Annotated in this window: 17 protein-coding genes; 8 read left to right on the top strand and 9 right to left on the bottom strand. The window is 68.2% G+C overall.

All coding sequences use genetic code 11. From position 1 onward, the window contains the following. Positions 1-430 precede the first annotated feature (430 nt). The gene (locus AB0O28_RS16225) at positions 431-943 is read right to left on the bottom strand and encodes a DUF6461 domain-containing protein (RefSeq protein WP_363640719.1); all 513 of its coding nucleotides are present in this window, start codon (positions 941-943) and stop codon (positions 431-433) included. Between the two features lie 199 nt (positions 944-1,142). Between AB0O28_RS16225 and AB0O28_RS16220 the strand changes: the two genes are divergently transcribed. Continuing rightward, entirely contained in the window at positions 1,143-1,379 is a 237-nt protein-coding gene (locus AB0O28_RS16220; protein WP_363640981.1) for a hypothetical protein, read from the top strand. 364 nt (positions 1,380-1,743) lie between these two features. Here the strand turns inward: AB0O28_RS16220 and AB0O28_RS16215 are convergent, their stop codons facing one another. From AB0O28_RS16215 to AB0O28_RS16190, 6 genes are all read right to left on the bottom strand, one after another. Then, on the bottom strand, positions 1,744-2,382 hold the full coding sequence (locus AB0O28_RS16215; RefSeq protein WP_363640971.1) for a peptidase E: 639 nt from the start codon (positions 2,380-2,382) through the stop codon (positions 1,744-1,746). A 224-nt stretch (positions 2,383-2,606) separates the two neighbouring features. Next, positions 2,607-3,017, bottom strand: coding sequence for a class I SAM-dependent methyltransferase (locus AB0O28_RS16210; protein WP_363640717.1), 411 nt, complete (start codon positions 3,015-3,017; stop codon positions 2,607-2,609). A gap of 90 nt (positions 3,018-3,107) precedes the next feature. Further along, positions 3,108-4,415, bottom strand: coding sequence for an RICIN domain-containing protein (locus tag AB0O28_RS16205; protein WP_363640715.1), 1,308 nt, complete (start codon positions 4,413-4,415; stop codon positions 3,108-3,110). A 525-nt stretch (positions 4,416-4,940) separates the two neighbouring features. After that, complete coding sequence (locus AB0O28_RS16200; protein WP_363640713.1) at positions 4,941-5,918, bottom strand: PaaX family transcriptional regulator C-terminal domain-containing protein; 978 nt, start codon at positions 5,916-5,918, stop codon at positions 4,941-4,943. 36 nt (positions 5,919-5,954) lie between these two features. Next, on the bottom strand, positions 5,955-6,485 hold the full coding sequence (locus AB0O28_RS16195) for a hypothetical protein (RefSeq protein WP_363640711.1): 531 nt from the start codon (positions 6,483-6,485) through the stop codon (positions 5,955-5,957). A gap of 127 nt (positions 6,486-6,612) precedes the next feature. Beyond that, the gene (locus AB0O28_RS16190) at positions 6,613-7,485 is read right to left on the bottom strand and encodes a VOC family protein (protein ID WP_363640709.1); all 873 of its coding nucleotides are present in this window, start codon (positions 7,483-7,485) and stop codon (positions 6,613-6,615) included. 84 nt (positions 7,486-7,569) lie between these two features. Between AB0O28_RS16190 and AB0O28_RS16185 the strand changes: the two genes are divergently transcribed. Then, positions 7,570-8,517: an Lrp/AsnC family transcriptional regulator gene (locus tag AB0O28_RS16185; RefSeq protein WP_363640707.1), complete on the top strand. Its 948-nt coding sequence runs from the start codon at positions 7,570-7,572 to the stop codon at positions 8,515-8,517. A 215-nt stretch (positions 8,518-8,732) separates the two neighbouring features. Here the strand turns inward: AB0O28_RS16185 and AB0O28_RS16180 are convergent, their stop codons facing one another. Next, positions 8,733-9,755 (bottom strand): LacI family DNA-binding transcriptional regulator, encoded by a 1,023-nt coding sequence (locus AB0O28_RS16180; protein ID WP_363640705.1) that lies wholly within the window; start codon positions 9,753-9,755, stop codon positions 8,733-8,735. A 421-nt stretch (positions 9,756-10,176) separates the two neighbouring features. On the opposite strand from AB0O28_RS16180, the gene AB0O28_RS16175 reads away from it, so the two are divergent. Beyond that, positions 10,177-11,901: an RICIN domain-containing protein gene (locus AB0O28_RS16175; protein WP_363640703.1), complete on the top strand. Its 1,725-nt coding sequence runs from the start codon at positions 10,177-10,179 to the stop codon at positions 11,899-11,901. A gap of 248 nt (positions 11,902-12,149) precedes the next feature. Here the strand turns inward: AB0O28_RS16175 and AB0O28_RS16170 are convergent, their stop codons facing one another. Further along, the gene (locus AB0O28_RS16170; protein ID WP_363640701.1) at positions 12,150-12,680 is read right to left on the bottom strand and encodes an RICIN domain-containing protein; all 531 of its coding nucleotides are present in this window, start codon (positions 12,678-12,680) and stop codon (positions 12,150-12,152) included. 261 nt (positions 12,681-12,941) lie between these two features. Here AB0O28_RS16170 and AB0O28_RS16165 point away from each other — a divergent pair, with 261 nt between their 5' ends. From AB0O28_RS16165 to AB0O28_RS16145, 5 genes are all read left to right on the top strand, one after another. Then, complete coding sequence (locus AB0O28_RS16165; RefSeq protein ID WP_363640699.1) at positions 12,942-13,334, top strand: hypothetical protein; 393 nt, start codon at positions 12,942-12,944, stop codon at positions 13,332-13,334. Between the two features lie 58 nt (positions 13,335-13,392). Beyond that, on the top strand, positions 13,393-14,127 hold the full coding sequence (locus AB0O28_RS16160; RefSeq protein WP_363640697.1) for an NAD(P)H-binding protein: 735 nt from the start codon (positions 13,393-13,395) through the stop codon (positions 14,125-14,127). A 181-nt stretch (positions 14,128-14,308) separates the two neighbouring features. Beyond that, entirely contained in the window at positions 14,309-15,502 is a 1,194-nt protein-coding gene (locus AB0O28_RS16155; protein ID WP_363640695.1) for a low temperature requirement protein A, read from the top strand. A gap of 99 nt (positions 15,503-15,601) precedes the next feature. Beyond that, on the top strand, positions 15,602-16,360 hold the full coding sequence (locus AB0O28_RS16150) for an SDR family oxidoreductase (RefSeq protein WP_363640693.1): 759 nt from the start codon (positions 15,602-15,604) through the stop codon (positions 16,358-16,360). A 217-nt stretch (positions 16,361-16,577) separates the two neighbouring features. Further along, positions 16,578-16,808, top strand: coding sequence for a hypothetical protein (locus AB0O28_RS16145; protein ID WP_363640691.1), 231 nt, complete (start codon positions 16,578-16,580; stop codon positions 16,806-16,808). Positions 16,809-16,821: the final 13 nt, after the last annotated feature.

Genomic DNA, 16,821 nt, shown 5'->3' with positions numbered 1-16,821 from the left:
CAAGATCCGGAACATACTCGGAATGATCTGCCCTCAGCCGGGTGGAAGCGAGAGACCTGCCGCAAGTCAAACCGCCATGGGGGCGAGGAACGGCGATCTACTTCTGATCCGACGGTCGGGGGTTCGAATCCCTCAGGGCGCGCTCCTCCATCCAGCCCAGATGCCCTCTGAGCTGGGCTTCTGCGCTTGATCACGCCCTGATCGCATGCGCAGCCGTACGCCGCCGGATGCAGCCCCAGGCGACCACTCCCGGAACATATCCGGATGATCTTGACCACGTTTCCACAGGTCGCCAGGCGGATCCCGGCAGCTTCCGGATTGATTCCGAGCCCTCCCGAGCACAGCGAAGGGCCCCGGCGGCAACCGAGATCCTCCGGTCACGGGCATATCGTGCACCTTGTGTTCGCCGTGGAAACAGGGCGGAAGCGGCTCAGTACTCGAGAACGCCGTGAGCGGCCACGATGTCACTCGACGCGTTAGGCCGCACCTCGGTGATGCGCTCGGCCAGCAGCAGCGCAGCGGCAAGCCCGCCCTCCGACTCGTCACCAACCAGCCCGAACTCGAGCCGGTCGGCCAGGTAGTCCTCCGGGATGCCGTCCTCGTCGCCGGGAAACAGCGGATCGAAGGACAGGATCCTACGGCCGTCGGCGTAATGCTCGAAGGACGCGAGCCTGTTCACGTTGACGAAGACGCTCGCCGTAACCGTCCCGGCCGACAAGGATCGCAGCACCTCGTCCAGCGTGCCGGCGTAGCCGTTGTCTTCGCTCAGAATGGTGCCACCCTCGGCTGACCGGGCAGAGATGAGGCCCTCCTCGATTTCGCCTTCCTCGTCATCGCCGTCGAATACGTCAATGCCAAGGCGGGCCAGCGCCTCGTGCGGGGTAAGGCCGCGGACGAATGTCGCGCAGAACGCATCGTCATCGAGCCAGTCGTAGCCGCTCATGAAAATCCCGTTCTCTCTAGAGACAGATCATGGGGATTCTGGCATGCGGGTCCGACGAAAAGTCTGTACAACCTTGAGAGGCGACGCCGCGGGTCATCCTCGCGTGCCGACGTCCTGAGCACGGCCCACATGCCGACAGCCTGACCTGGACGGCTCGGCGGCCAGTGCACAGTCAATCAGCGCCAGCTAGATTGCTGTTGTGGCCGACCCCTCCGACGAATCCGGGCACAAGCAGGGCCGCTGTGATGACGCATGGACGGGATGGTTCATTCTCATCGGCGGCCCAGTTGTCTTGTTCGTTTGCCTTCACGATCTCCTGGCCGGCGACGACTTCGTGGGGGGAGTAATCGGCGGCACCGCCGCCGCCTACATCTGGTGGCATCACTTCAAGATCTTCTGGCGCCACCTCAAGAAGAACCGATCTCGCGACCGCTAGCAACAGGGCGACGGCGAACCCGGAGAGGAGCGCTGAGGTGTCCGGGCGAACAGCTGGCCGCGCATACATCTCACGCACACGAGGTCGGTCATCATGCGGCTCTCCGCCAACTCGCCAACCGGCTGGTGGGAATCCTCCACGGTTGCCTGAAAACAGGCGCCAAATACGACGAAGCAACCGCGTGGTCGCATCGCGCGGGAGGCGAACCGAAGAAGACATCGAGATTGCAGCTTGACATCTGAGCGCATGGGATGTCTGGGGGCCGGCCCCGGCCGTCAGAGGCCCGGACCGTCCCGTGCGCAGACCTCGCCCTATCCACCCGTCCACGCGGTGAGGCACGCCTCAGATTTGACGCACCCTGTGTTCAGGGGAGCCAGCAACGTGCGGGAATGGCTGTTTCCCGGTGCTTTCCTTCACCGTCGGCCTCGACGAACCATGCGTTCCGGCCGGGAAGGACGCTGAGGACATCATGAAGCCGGGTGCCCACATAGTGGAGAGCGACGCCGTCTTCAGTTGCGTAACCGGCGGGGAGAACGCCTTCGCCGATGAGCCGGCGGAAACGAGACCGCCTGGGCTGGTCGCCCAAATCGTCGTGGACGCCGTTGCTGAACGGCAGGAAGCCCAAACCGTCATCGATGGGATCCAGGTCGTCCCCGAAGGAGTCGGTCACTCCGCCCAGGTGCCAACACAGGCTGCCCGCGCTCTGACCGGCCAGCACCACACCCGCCTCCCAGCACTCTCGCAGGATCGCATCGAGGCCGTGAGCCCGCCACACCGCCAGCAGATTCACCACACTGCCCCCGGCTACGAAGATCACATCTTGGGACAGAAGATGGGACCGTACGTCGGGGACGTTCGGCTGAGTGAACAACTGAAGATGAGTCAGGTCCGCGTCTCCGAATGAACTCCCCCGCACGTACCAACTATCGATGTGCTCTCGTGAGTCCCCGACAGCCGTGGCGATAAGGCACATTCGCGGCTTGCGTACGCCTGCCAACTGCATCGCCTGCCAAATCTGAACGCCTGGATGCCGGAAGCCTTCAGGGGGATACAGCACCCCCGAACATGCCAGGATCTGCGGTTGTCTCTTCACAAGCACATCCTCCGACTGATCACGCTCGGCGGCCAGGATGCGGCCTCCCGCCCCGCGGCTCGAACAGCCTCCAGTAAGGCAGTCGCGACTCCACGGCGCCCCCAGCGGGGCCACGGCCAGTTGGTCCAACGCGATCAACGACTCGGCGTGGGTGAGAACGGTGGGAGCAGTCTGATGCAGCGTCGCACCCGCATGGCCAACGCATTCGTCATCGAGCTCGGGGATGAAAATGCGGGAGTGCTCATGACGTCGCCCACGACCCAGTCCACGTCCGCCCCTGTGGCGCGAGCCCGGTCGAGGACTGCAGGATCCAGATCGATGGCAGTCACCTGTGGCACCAGCTCGCGTAGATCGGCCGCCAGCAGACCGTCGCCTGTGCCTACGTCCAGAGCCGTCTTCGCTCCGGGCGCCACGGCCTGCAAAGCCAGGTGATGGTAATGCGTGTTGTGATTCCATCGGCTGCGCAGATCGGTAGGCACGTCCCAGATGATCGCACGAGCTCCGCGGTAAGCCTGCGCGGTGCGCTTCGACACCGCCATTGTCATCTGCTGCCGCTCCCCGTCTCTTGAGAGCGGCAGCGATGCCGGGTCGTGGCCTGCGGCGAGGTGTTCCGCGCCGCAGGCCACAGGTGCGGGCTATCTGGTCCAGGCCCACTTCTGGTTGGTGCCGCCGTGGCAGGAGTACAGCTGGATCTTGGTGCCGTTGCCGGTGCCCTGTCCGACGGCGTCGAGGCACAGTCCGGACTGGACACCTTGGATGGTGCCGTCGGAGTTGACGCGCCACTTCTGGTTGTCGCCGCCCCAGCAGCCGTAAGCCTGGATCTTGGCGCCGTTGCCGGTGCCGGCCGCGTCCAGGCACTTGTTGCCGTACACCCGGATTTCACCGGCGGAGGTGGACGTCCAGGTCTGGTTGGTCTGGCCGTTGCAGTCCCACAGCTGCACCTGGGTGCCGTCCGCGGTGCTCGCCCCGGTCACGTCCAGGCAGCGGCCGGAGGCCGTTCCCCTGATCGGCCCGCTGCCACCACCAGAGGTCGGGGTCACGGTCGGGCTGGGTGACGGGCCACCGGGAGACGGGCTGGGGGACGGGGACGAGGTACCACCGTCGAGCGTGAGGTTTTTCTGCTGCACCTGCCACTGGGTGTTGCACAGGCCGCAGTTGGGGCCGACGAAGTTGGCGCCGGCCGTCGTGTCGCCCTTGAGCCGCCACTTGAGGTACAGCACCGCCACGCGGCCGAACTCGCCGCCGTTGGTCTGGTCGTAGGTGCCGCCGTGTCCGACGTTCAGATTGCCCATGAACGCGGGCAGCCCCGCCGGCAACTTGCCCCAGTCGTCGATGGCGTTCGGGTAGGCGATGTCGCTGGGCCCGCCGATGAAGTAGGCGATCGGCTTCGTCAGCCGGCGGAGCTGGTAGTCGTCGGAGTCGTTCAGCAACCCGCTGCTGAAGATGGTGGTCGTGGTGACACGTGAGTCGTTGGAGACGGCGTAGGCCTCCAGCCCTCCGCATGACCAGCCCCCCACGGCGATCTTGCTGGTGTCGAGCCTGCCGTTGTATTTGCTGCCCTGGCGGCTGTTCTCCGCGACCGCCCAGTCCATGGACTGCGTGAGCATTTGGGACGTCGTCGAACCGGAGCCGTTCGGGCTGCCGCTGGCGATGACCAGGAACCCGTGCGAGGCGATCTCGCGGAGGAAGTTCAACTGCCCCGTCCCGTTCGCGGAACAGCCGCCGTTGCCCCAGACGAAAATGGGGAGCTTCTCGGACGGGAGGGTCCCGGGCCGGTAGATGGTGTGATTGGGCAGGCTGGTGGAGGTCTCGTAATCGGCCGGATAGGGGCCCGAGCCGCCGGCCGCCGCGGCGGCCGGCGTCATGGTGAGCGCCACTATTCCGGCGCAGAGTGGGGCGACCGCGGCCGCCAGCACTGCGCTGATGAACGAGCGTTTTCTCATTTCGCCCTCCGAGGTGTCACAACGGCGCTCTATGTCGGATGTGGCATGCGCGGCGCACGCCGATGGATCCCGCCAATGGCACGACAACGTCCACCGCGGTCAGGCTCATCGGCGCCAACCGGATTTGCAGATCGATATGGCGGACCATCGACCGCGAGTTTGCGCCTGTGTCGGGCGGAACGAGCCGATGGGGAACAGCGTGCAGTTACTATCACTGCGGTAATACAAAGTGTCAAGCGACCGCACTCGGCACGTCAGGTGGTGCGCGCGCAGACCGGAAACGCCACTGACGCACTCGAATCCGGGGGTGGCCGGTCAACCTCCGGGCCGGTGTCGGCGTTCCCCTGCCCAGCGCCGGGAGGACGGACCGGTGCAGGCGGCTCCGGCGCAGGTCACAGCGCCTGGCCGGCTGACGCTCCGGCGGAGTCCCGGCGGGCGGCGGCCAGGCGGGAATCCGTCACGCCACGGCGGTCACGAAACGCGCCCCGTCGGCCGGGCAGCCGTTCGGGGGCGTGAAAGTTTCTTTTAGCCGTCCCCGCCGGCCGGGGCCGATATTGAATTCTCCGATGCCTGGAAGTGGGTGATCCAGGAGGCGGCGTCCGGCCAGTACGGCGTCACAACCTGGATGAGCCGCGCCTCGGCGAGCGAGCCGAGAGCGGAATGGATCTCCAGCATGAGCTCCCTGGCAGCCTGGCGGGGCCACGGTGCCGGCAGGAGATGCTCGGGAAGGTTCGGGTCGATGTCCGGAAACTTCCGCCAGGAATCCATGACGGAGGTCCTGGCCACCAGCGCCCCCGTCGCGTCGATCTGCCCGTTGCGGACGGCCGTACGCAGGTCCGAGTACTGCGCGATGAAATCCTCGTAGGCCGAGGCGAGGCCGGCCAGATCGTAGGCGGCGGCCGGACCGTGCGGGCCGGCCTCCTCGTCGAACCGGGTGTGCATCACCGACCATCGACCACCGTCGACGTCGTCCAGGATGGCGTGCAGCGCCTGGGTCACCGGGCCGGAGTCGGTTCCCGGCCGGATCCACACGCTGTCGTACAGCCGCGCGAAACCCAGCGAGCCCAGCGCCTTGCGGACCGCGTGCCGTGGGGCCTGACCGGACTGTGCCTGACCCGACTGTGCGTGACCGGATTGGGGGATCGAGAAGGAGACGGTCACCCAGTCGCCGGTCCATTGCGGTGGGCGTGCGCCGAAGCTCAGGAAGTGATCCATGCGGGAGCGATGCCTGGCGATCGCCTGAGGCGTGAGGTGATACACGGGCGGCCGTCCGGATCCCCGCACGGCGATCAGGCCACGCTTGGTCAGGCGGGACAACGCGGCCCGCGCGCTGGGCTCGCTGATGCCGAATTCCCCGAGCATCGCGACCACCGCCATCGAGGGAAGGCCCGCATCCGAGGAGTCGAGGTACTCGCCGAGCAAGGTCGTCAACAGGTGCTGCGGATTGGGACCGGCCTGCGCCCGGGGGGCTCCGACATCGTCCGGGGGCACATGGACACTCACGTCATCAGCTTGCCTCACGACATGCCACTGGCGTTTTCACTCGCCACTCGTCTGTGAGGGCCACAGGGGCGGCGTCACCGCGCGGTGATCCTCGGTGGTCCCGACGGGCCTGGTCGCCCAGAGAGCGATCGTGATGTAGACAATCTGCTCCGGGATTCTGAGCCACAAGGGTGTGGCCGGATCGCCGTTCAGCGGTACGCCCTCGATCGCGGCGTAGACGTTCGCCGGAACAAGCACAACGAACAGCAGCGCAAGGCAGACGCCTGCGGCGGAGCGGGTCGCGGTGACGACCAACCCCAGGGCGCCGAGCAATTCGAGCACACCGGTCGCGTAGACCATCAAATCCGGGAACGGCACGAAGGGCGGAACCATGGCTGTCAGGTCCGCATGACTCGGCATCACCGTAACGGTGTCGGGGACGAAGTGCGCGCTTCCGGTGAGCACGAGCATCACAGCCAGCGCGTGCGCCGCGCTGATCCGCCAAGTGGCGAAACGGGTGAGGCCGAGCAGGCCCAACAGACGAAACCCCAGCCAGGGGGCGAGGAGAAACATGAGGCTTACGAGCATGATCGTGCTTTCTGTCGGTGAGTCGTCGTGTGACCGAGCCGATGACTTGGCAGAGCCGGCCGCTCGGCGGGACCCGAATGGGGCGAGTGATGGGCCGCCGACCGGGCGGCGGCCGTCGCGGCGATCGCTAGGCGGTGAAGAAGACGGTGGCGCCGGAGGCGTCATGTGCGGACACGAGGAACCCTCCGCCGGTCGTCCGGGTCGTGATACCGCCGTCTTCGACGGTCTTACGGGCTGCGGTGACGTCCTCGACCCGGACGGTCACGGCGGCCAGGTAGGACAGAGCCGGTGCGGGCTCCCCGGGTAGCACCTCGCCCGCGTCCGATGCCCGGACGATCTCCAGCCGGCCGGCCGGCAGTTCCAGCACGGTCATTGAGCCCTGCTGCCGGGGCTCGGCCCTGAGCAGGCGTACATACCGGTCCCTGATCACATCGAACTCAGAATCACCGGCCACGATCAGCACCGCGTCCAGGCTCCGGGCCCCGTTGGGGTGGACGAGGTAGCGCGGCTGGTGCACGTACTGACGGGTGAGGTGCTGGGCGATGCCGAGATATCCCTCGGAGGTCGTACGGGGATCGAGGTGCAGGGCGCGGGCACGTACGGTGCGGGGGCCGTCCTCGGTGTCGACTTCGCGCTTCAGGTCCAGGACGCCTGAGGTCCGCAATCCGGTGCCGGTCAGCCGCAGGCCGGCAATCTCGGCGTCGTCCGTATCGAAGTTCAGGAGCCGGAACCCCTCGTACTGGTCGGCGATCTCCCTGGTATGCCAGGGGTCGGGCGCGGTCTCGTCCACGATGCCCAGCAGTTCGATGTAACCTCCGCCGAACAGGACGCACCGGTTGGCCGTGCACCCGGGCACCGGCTCGTCACCGGGACGCTCACTCAGCAGGTGCCGGGAACGCGGGCTCAGGGTGAAGCCACACGAAATGTAGGCCTGCTCCAGCCGCTCCAGGTCGCGGGTCAGAATTCCGACGTGGTGGAAACCGTGGATGTCACCTTTCATGCGGCCATCCTGCGTCGGCCGCTGTCTGCCGTCCCTCAGGAACGAATACGACGCCGTGATCCGACACCGGGATACCCTGAATAGGTGGATTCGGTCACGCTCGATTCGCTCGACCTGAAACTGCTCCATGCACTCCAACTCGACGGGCGCGCTTCGTTCAGCAAGATCGCCGAAGTCCTCGAAGTCTCCGACCGCACCGTGGCCCGGCGCTTCGCGCGGCTGCGCGCTACCGGTGCCGCCCGGGTCTCCGGGGTCGTCGCCAGCAGCAGGACCGGTCATGGCGAGTGGCTGGTGCGCCTTCGCGTCGTGCCGTCCGACTCCGCGGACCTCGCCCAGGCATTGGCACGTCGTCCGGAGACCGCCTGGGTGACCGTTGTGTCGAGCGGGACCGAGATCGTGTTCGTCCTCCGCACTCCCGGGCCGGCACCGCTCCAGGAGTTGACCCGCCACCCGCGCATCCGTGATGTGGCGGCTTATCGGCTGCTGCGCCACCTGATGGACGACTGCTGGCGCGGCCGGACCTCGGCTCTCACCGCGGAACAGATCGTCGCGCTACGGCCGCCCGCACCTGCCGATGGCGCCGCTCCGGTCGGCCCGCACGACCTCGACCGTCTCCTGCTGCCCGCTCTGGCCGTCGACGGCCGGGCCGCCTATCCACGGCTCGCCCGCCACGTCGGCTGGTCCGAGTCCGCCGTCCGGCGCCGCCTGGACGAACTGTGCCGGTCCGGAGCGGTCCGGTTCACCGTCGAGACGGACCCCGGGCTGTTCGGCTACACCGTGCAATGCCTGCTCTGGCTGACCGTCACACCCGCCCGGCTCGCCGCCGTCGCCCGGGACCTGTCCCGGGACGCCGAGGCGGCGTTCGTGGGCGCCATCACCGGCCCGCACAACCTGATCGCCATCGCCGTGTGCCGGGACGAGGACGCCCTCTACGCCTACCTCAGTGACCGGATCGGCTCTTTGGACGGCGTCGAACGCGCCGAAACCAGCCCCGTCACCGCCTACCTCAAACGCGTCGCCCCTGCTCTCTGAAGAAACTTCGCCCCGCCCCGGTGCGGCGGCCGGAGCCTCGCGCCTCGCCGACTCGTGACGCCCATCAGCGGACCGCGTGCCGTGGGGCCTGGCCGGACTGTGCCTGACCCGACTGTGCTTGACCGGATTGGGGGACAGTTGTGCCGGAACGCGGGTTTCGTGGAGCTCTCACCCCCGCTTCCGCCAGCGGAATCCGCCGCAGGTCCTTTGCGGGCTCAGGCGGAGTCGCGGATGACCAGCCTGCAGGGGACCCTGTGGACACCGGGTGCGGGGTTGTCGTCGATGGCCTCCAGGAGGCGCAGGGCGGCGACGCGGCCGATCTCGGTCAGGTTGCTGTCGATCGTGGTGAGGGGTGGACGGGCGGCGAGGGTCATGGTGTCCCAGTTGTCGTAGCCGATGACGGCGACCTGCTCGGGGACCGGAACGCCGCGTTCGCGAAGCGTGTCGGTGACGCCGCGGGCGATCTGATCGTTGCCGCAGAAGAAGGCATCGGTGTCCGGCGCCATACGCAGCACCATCTCCGCGACACGCCGCCCCCAGGCCTCGCTCCAGTCGCCGAAGTGGGGCTTGCCGGTGACCAGCCGAAGTGAGGCGTCCGCGAGGAACTGCTCGGTGATGCGCGCCCGATCGGTGGCGGCGGCGTGGTGGGCCGGTCCCGTGACGTGCGCGATGCGGGTGTGCCCGGTGGCCAGCAGGTGGTCGACGGCCAGCCGGCACCCCTGCACGTCATCCGACACCACCGAGATGTCGCCGGAGTCGGTCGAGGGAGAGAGGGCGTAGACCACCGGCACGCCGTCGTGGACACCGCCGAGCGGGGGGCGAGGGTCCGTCCGCCGGCCGGTCACGATGATCCCGTCGACGCGGCGGTCCATCAGGTTCCGCAGGTGGTGCTGCTCGCGGATCAGGTCGCCACGGGTGTCGCACAGCAGCACGGAGATCTTGCCGGCACCCAGCGCGTCCTCCGCGCCGAGCAGGACCGGGATGCTGAACCGGCCGATGCCGTCGGTGGTCATCAGACCCACCGTCCAACTGCGGCCGGTTTGCAGGCTCTGCGCCTGCTGGTTGGGGCGGAAATCGAGAGTCTGGACGGCGTCGAGGACCCGCTGGCGCGTTTCTGGACGCATACGCCCGGTTCCGCTGAGGGCCTTCGACGCCGTGCCCACGCTGACGCCGGCCAGTGCGGCGACGTCGCTGAGCGTGGCCCTCGCCTTGGTGACCGTACGGCCCGACTCCGACACACGCAATCCTTTGCTCTTCATCCCCGCTGCGGCCATGATCCCACCGCTTTCTCGTCTTGGCCAATCATGTGCGGATGAGAACTCACCTGGCTGGCAGTCTTGACGCCCAGACAGGTTCACCGTACGTTTCCGGCTTGAAAAACGTTTGCGCATAGTTGCTCAACTCGGATTGTGCGCTGCGTCGTCGTGACCGCCGCACAGGCACCGATCTGGGGAATTCCATGTCCCGCGAATCTGCCGTCCTCTCCGCGACCGGCGCGGTCGAGGACTGAGGCCATGGTTACCCGGCCGGTACCCGTGGACGCGGCCGCCGGCGATCGGCGGTCGGCGGTCGGCGTCGAGCCACCCTCGTCACCGGCCGCCGACCCCTGTGGTCCGCTCCCCACACGACCACCCCCCAACCACTCCTCAGGAGAGCGCAGTGAAGACGACCAAAACCAGAGCCGGGCAGGCCGCAGCCCTGCTCACCTCGCTCGCGGTGACCGCAGCCGGCGCCACCATCGCCGCCGCTCCCGCCCACGCCGCCGCGAGTGCCTCGACCACCCTGGTGGTCAGCGCGAACCAGCCTTTCCGCCCGGTGACGCATGTGGCCAGCGGCTCGCTGTACGGCCTGGCGGACGCGTCGGCGCCGGCGGACAACCTCGCCCAGGCCATCAAGCCGAACACCTTCGTCCAGAAGCCGCAGGGCGGCAAGCAGCAGCCGACGGGTGACATCCTGACCGTCGCCCCGAAAGCGGCCAGGGCCGGCGCGAAGGTCGTGAACCGGCTGTCCGACGTCTACGCGGGCTGGCCGTACCAGTTCAGCTGGAGCAACTGGTTCAGCCTGGTCGACCAGCAGATCGCGCAGACGAAGGCGTCAGGCATCACCAACCTGGCCGCCTACGAGCTGTGGAACGAGTCGGACAACACCTGGAAGTCGTCCAACGGCACGTACGAGGACTTCTGGACCAGGACCTACCGAGAGGTGCGGGCCAAGGACCCGACGACCCCGATCCAGGGGCCGAGCTTCTCGGACAACATCAGCGACATGGACAACTTCCTGCGGAACGCGGTCGCGACCAACACCGTCCCCGACATCATCGCCTGGCACGAGCTGATCAGGTCGTCGAAGATCGCCGGTGACATCGCCACGGTCGTCAACCTCGAGAAGAAGTACGGCATCAGCCCGCGCCCGATCGCCATCGAGGAGTACGCCGCTCCGTCCGAGGTCGGCGTCCCCGGCGCCCTCGTCGGTTACATCGCCAAGTTCGAGCGGCTGGGCGTCCGCGACGCGGAGCTGGCGTTCTGGAACCAGTCCGGCACGCTCGGCGACCTGCTCACCGGCCGGGGCGGCTCCCCCAACGGCGCCTACTGGCTCTACAAGTGGTACGGCGACATGAGCGGCAACATGGTCACGACCACCCCGCCCGCGCAGACCGGCATCGACGGCGCCGCGGCCATGAACAGCGCGGGCAACCAGCTCAGCGTCATCGTCGGAGGCGGCTCCGGCGACAGCGCCGTGGCGATCAACGGGCTCGGCTCCTTCGGCGGAACCGTCCACGTGAAGGTCGAGTACACCCCCTCGCCCGGGCGTACGGTGGCCGTCTCCGGCCCCAGCACGCTGGCCGAGTCGAACTACACCGTGAACAACGGCTCCGTCACCGTGCCCATCCCGGCGATGAACGCCACCTACGGATACCACCTGGTCGTCACTCCGGGCAGCGGCAACCCCGGCACCTCGCTGGCCGGGTCCTACCAGATCAAGAACGTGAACAGCGGCCTCGCCCTGGACACGCAGAATTCCGGCACCGCCCAGGGCACCCTGGTCGACCAGGCCACGCCCTCGTCCGGCAACACCCAGACCTGGACCCTCGTCGACGCCGGCTCCGGCCTCTACAAGATCGTCAACAGGGCTAGCGGCCTGGTCCTCGGCATCACCAACATGAGCACCGGCAACGGCGGGACGGCCCTGATCTGGGGCGACAGCGGCACCGCCGATCACCTGTGGTCGTTCATATCCGACGGGGCCGGTCACTACAAGATCCGCAACTACAACAGTGGCCTGCTGCTCGGCGTGAACGGCATGAGCAAGTCCTCCGGCGCCCAGGTCCTCCAGTGGGAGGACAACGGCACCGCCGACCACCTCTGGACTCTCACGGCCCGCTGAGGCGCCCGTACGGAGTGTCCGGCTCCGCCGGTGAAACACCTCGTCGTGGTGCCTGCCGACCGTGCAGGTGACGAGTGGTCCGGAATCGGGCCCCGCCCGCCCTTGGGCGAGCGGGGTCCGATCCCGGACCCGCGTCGGCGGTCGGACGGCGTCACCCGGCGGGCCGGCACGTCCTCCGGCCGGGCGGACGCCATCCCGCCCGCCGCCGGCGCCCTTCGGCATGCCGGAGGGCGCCGGGTGCGGCCAGGTCAGGAGAGGGTGTCCTTGACCACGATCTGGCCGTCGTCGATCACGAATTTCTGGTTGTTGTTGGGCACGCACTGCCACAGGTACACCGGCGCGAGGTTGGCGCGGCTGTTGGTGACGTCCAGACAGATGCGGTTGCCCGTGTTGAGGGTGGACTTGAGGATGATCTGACCCCTCTGGAGGACCCAGAGCTGGTTGGCGTTCCCCAGGCACTGCCACTGGTACACGCGGGTGCCGTTGGCGCGGCCGTTGGAGGCGTCCAGACACATCTCCTGGGCCTTACCGATGGTGTCTTCCACCTTGATGAGGCCGTCCTGGAAGACGAACTTCTGGTTGGCGTTGTTGTTCTGGCACTCCCACAGGTACATCTGCGTACCGTTGCCGCGATTGTTGCTGACGTCGACGCACGCCGGGGGACCGACCCGGGCGGGGTCGCCGGTGTGCCGGCCGGCGGAGGCCATGGCGGGCACGGTGGTGACCGCACCCACTGCGGCGGAGACGACGGCGACGGCGAGCAGACGGTGAGCAAGCATGGTTTTTCTCCAAGAGAGTTGATCGAGATGGAAGCACCATGACATCACTCACTGTCATCAATCAATTACCAAGCGTCCGCGTCCTGTCGCGCGCCGCGACTTGGGGCGCGGTGACGGCGGCATCCGTGGGATCCGAGATGGAAGCGGCCGTCGACTTCCCGGCCGCGGGCCTCCGCGCCGGCGCAGTCCGGCGCCTCACGCATAGCCGCCGCGCACAAAAGCACAGACATATCGGGGTGATTGCCGCGATACAGTCCGGCCATGTCCCTCCCCCCGCTGGCAAAAACCGTCTCGCTGAGCCGAGCGTGGCTTGCCGTTGTCGTTCTCGCCGCCCTCTTCGTCGGCGGTTTCATCGCGACCCGCCTGCCTTTCGGCGCCGTGCCGCTCCGCGTGGCCGAGGGTCACGCGTTCCTCATGGCAGAGGGCAGGAAGGGAGCTTTCCAGGCAGACAACGGAATAAGCGCAAGCTTTTATGACAACGTGGTGTGGACGGACGCCGGTCAGCCCACGGTGGGCGGTCGCCCCTCGTGTCTCTGGGACGACCGGACGAACAGCCCACGACCCACGGGTGCCAGGGTCGAGGCGGGCTACCGATGGGTCAGGACACCGGATGGAGTGAGCCTGCCCATCGTGGCCTGGCTGAAGTGCCGATAGCGCCGGGTCCGGAGGAGGGGCCGGCGCGTATCGTCGTGGCAGCCGGGAAGGTCAGAAGATGAAGATCGCTGTCATCGGCGGGACCGGCCTCATCGGATCCCGGGTCGTCAAGATCTTGAGCACCCGCGGGCACGAGGCGGTGCCGCACTCGACGTCCACCGGCCTGGACCTGCTCAGCGGCAGGGGCCTGCCGGAGGCGCTGACGGGGGCCGACGTCGTCGTCAACGTGACGAAGCCGCGGACCTTCGACGAGGCCTCGCCCGCCTTCTTCCGGGAGACGATGGACAACCTGCTGACCGGAGCCGAGGCGGCCGGCGTCGGCCATGCGGTCATATTGTCGATCGTGGGCGCCGACCTGGTGCCCGGGTCGGTCTACTACCGGGCGAAGGTGCTGCAGGAGGACATCCTCAAGGCCGGCCCCGTTCCGTACTCGATCGTGCGTTCCACCCAGTTCTTCGAGTTCATCGACACGGTGTTGTCCTGGACCTCCGACGAGGACACGGTCCGCCTGCCCGCCACCCTCATGCAGCCCATCGCCGCGGACGACGTCGCCCGGGCCGTGGCCGATGTCAGCGTGGGCGTCCCGCTGCGCGGCACCCTGGACATCGCCGGCCCCGAGGTCTTCGCGCTCGACGAGCTGGGCAGGATCACCCTCGCCGCCCGTGGCGACCATCGCGCCGTCCTCACCGACGACGGCGCCGGCATGTACGCGGCCGCCTCCGGCCACGCCCTCGTCGCCAAGGACGGCGCCGTCATCGCCGAAACCACCTATCGGGAGTGGCTCGCGCGCTGACGGAACAGCGCCCCGGCCGCACGAACGGCGCCGCCCCCGAGCGGCGCCCGGTCCGCGCCGAGGTGTCACAGGAGGTGTCACAGTTCGGCACGTCGCCCTGTCTTCGAGACGACCGTACGTCGCGAGGTGACAGGAGCAGACCTTGCCCCCAGCAGGCACCACGATCCGGATCCGAATCCGGATGAACGCACGCGCCATCGACGAGCCGCACCGCGTGTCGAGCCAGCTCGAACTTCTGTTCGATCTCACCTTCGTGGTCGCGGTCGCGGCCGTCACCGCGCAGTTCGCGCACGACATCGCCGACGGTCACGGCCTGGCCGGGCTGGTGCCGTTCCTCCAGGTGTTCTTCGCGATCTGGTGGGCGTGGATGAACTTCACGTGGTTCGCCTCGTCCTACGACACCGACGATGTCGCCTACCGGCTGCTGACCATGGTGCAGATGGCCGGTGTGCTGGTCCTCGCCGCCGGCGTCCCCGCCGCGGCGAGCCACTCCGACTATCGGGTCATCACCCTGGGCTACCTCGTCATGAGGCTCGGCCTCGTCGCCCAATGGCTGCGGGCCGGTCTCGAAGACCCGGTGAGGCGCCGCACCGCGCTCCGCTACGCCGGGGGCATCACCCTTCTGCAGATGGGCTGGCTGTCGCGGCTCGCCCTGGTGGAGACGGGAATCCTGCCCTCCTCCTTCGGCCTGCCGTTCTTCGTCTGCCTGGCCGCCCTGGAGCTCGCGGTGCCGTGGTGGGCGGAGCGGGCCATGGCCACCAACTGGCACCCGCATCACATCGCCGAGCGCTACGGCCTGTTCACGATCATCCTGCTCGGCGAGAGCGTGCTGGCCGCGAGCAGGGGAGTCGGAAGAGCACTCGATGCGGACGCTGTCGGCGGCCGCTTCGTCGTGATCGCCGCCGCCGGTCTCATCCTGCTGTTCGCTCTTTGGTGGCTGTACTTCCTCGGACCTGCGGGGGACGGTCTCACCGACCGCCGCCATCGGTCCTATCTGTGGGGATACGGCCACTACGGCATTTTCGCCGCTCTCGCCGCCCTCGGCGCCGGGCTCGAGGTGGCGGTGGAGACGAGCGGGCACGACGTTGTGGCGTCGCCGACGGCGCTCGGCTACGCGGTCGCCGTTCCGGTGGCGGCGTATCTGGCCCTGCTGTGGTCGGTGCACGTGCTCGTCGTCGCAGAGTCGGTCATGTCGCCCGCCGCGGTGCCGGCGTGCGTGCTCATCGTCCTGGTGCTGCCGCTCGCGGCGCCCTGGATCGGCGTGGCCGCCGTGGTCGGCGCGATCGCGGCCGTCTGCGTCCTTCTGGTCGCCGTCACCATCTGGACGGCGGCCATCGGGGGCAGCTCTGGAACGCGTGGCCATGACCCGAATTGAGAAGAACGTCGCGGCACCCGTCACACGCCGGGAGGCTGTCCGGTCTTAGCTGACGACCGGGTGGCAGCCAGGTGGCCCGGCGGACAGAAAGAGAGCGCGATGAAGATCGTGGTAATCGGCGGCACCGGCCTGATCGGGTCGAAGCTGGTGAAGAGGCTGGGCGAGCACGGCCACGAGGCGGTGGCGGCCTCGCCGAACACCGGCGTCAACACGCTGACCGGCGAGGGACTGGCCGAGGTGCTGGCCGGTGCGCAGGTGGTGGTCGACGTGTCGAACTCACCGTCGTTCGAGAGGACCGCGGTGCTGAGGTTCTTCGAGACCTCCACGGGCAACCTGCTCGCGGCGGAGGCGGCGGCGGGGGTGGGTCACCACGTCGCGGTGTCGATCGTGGGAACTGAGCGGATGCCGGACAACGGCTACTTCGCCGCGAAGATCGCCCAGGAGCAGCTGATCGAGAAGTCGGGGATCCCGTTCTCGCTCGTGCACTCGACCCAGTTCTTCGAGTTCGCCCGCGGCATCGCCGACGATGCCACGGTGGACGGCAAGGTGCACATGCCGCCGGTGCTCTTCCAGCCCATCGCGGGCGACGACGTCGCCCAGGCGGTCGGCCGGGCCGCGGTGGGGTCGCCGCTGAACGGCAGGGTCGAGATCGCCGGGCCCGAGCAGTTCCGGATGGACGAGTTCTTCCGGCAGGCGCTGGCCGCCTGGGGCGACCCGCGCGAGGTGGTCACCGACCCGCACGCGCGTTACTTCGGCAGTGAGCTGAGCGAGCGGTCGCTGGTTCCGATCGACGACGACGCCACCCTCGGCACGATCCGCTACCACGACTGGCTCGGCCGCGCCGGCGGCGGCAAGTAGACCGACGCCGTTCACAGGTGCGCACGCGATGACCGTGACCACGAAGTAGCGGCGGCGCGGCAGGCGGCACCCGGGCGGGTCCCTCGAGCGGACCGCCCGGGCCGCCGCGCCGCCGTCCTGGTCGCACACCGAGCAGGCCGCCCCGGCCGAGCCGGCCACACGACGCCGAGTGCTCCACGAGACGCCGAGTGATCCACGAGACACGGAGAGAGGAACGATGACCGCTCCGGGCAACGACAACGAATTCCTGCACGAGCTCGAGATCGACATCGAGGCGGAGGTGATCCGGGTCGAGTCCAGCCACCCGGAGGAGGGCGTCGGCCTGCCGGTCACCGACTGGCTGTTCGATCCGACGGACGTCGAGCGCGAAGCGATCGGCCTGCGAGGTCTGCTCGACGCGGTCGAGGTGCTGGAAGACGGCCCCCGGTCCGGCGATCCCGCCCAGTAGAGGGCCCCCGTCG

This window comes from Microbispora sp. NPDC088329 (assembly GCF_040685655.1).
In the GTDB taxonomy this organism is placed as follows: domain Bacteria; phylum Actinomycetota; class Actinomycetes; order Streptosporangiales; family Streptosporangiaceae; genus Microbispora.
The sequence above is the reverse complement of the archived record's forward strand: the minus strand, read 5'-3'. Positions and strand labels throughout refer to the sequence as shown.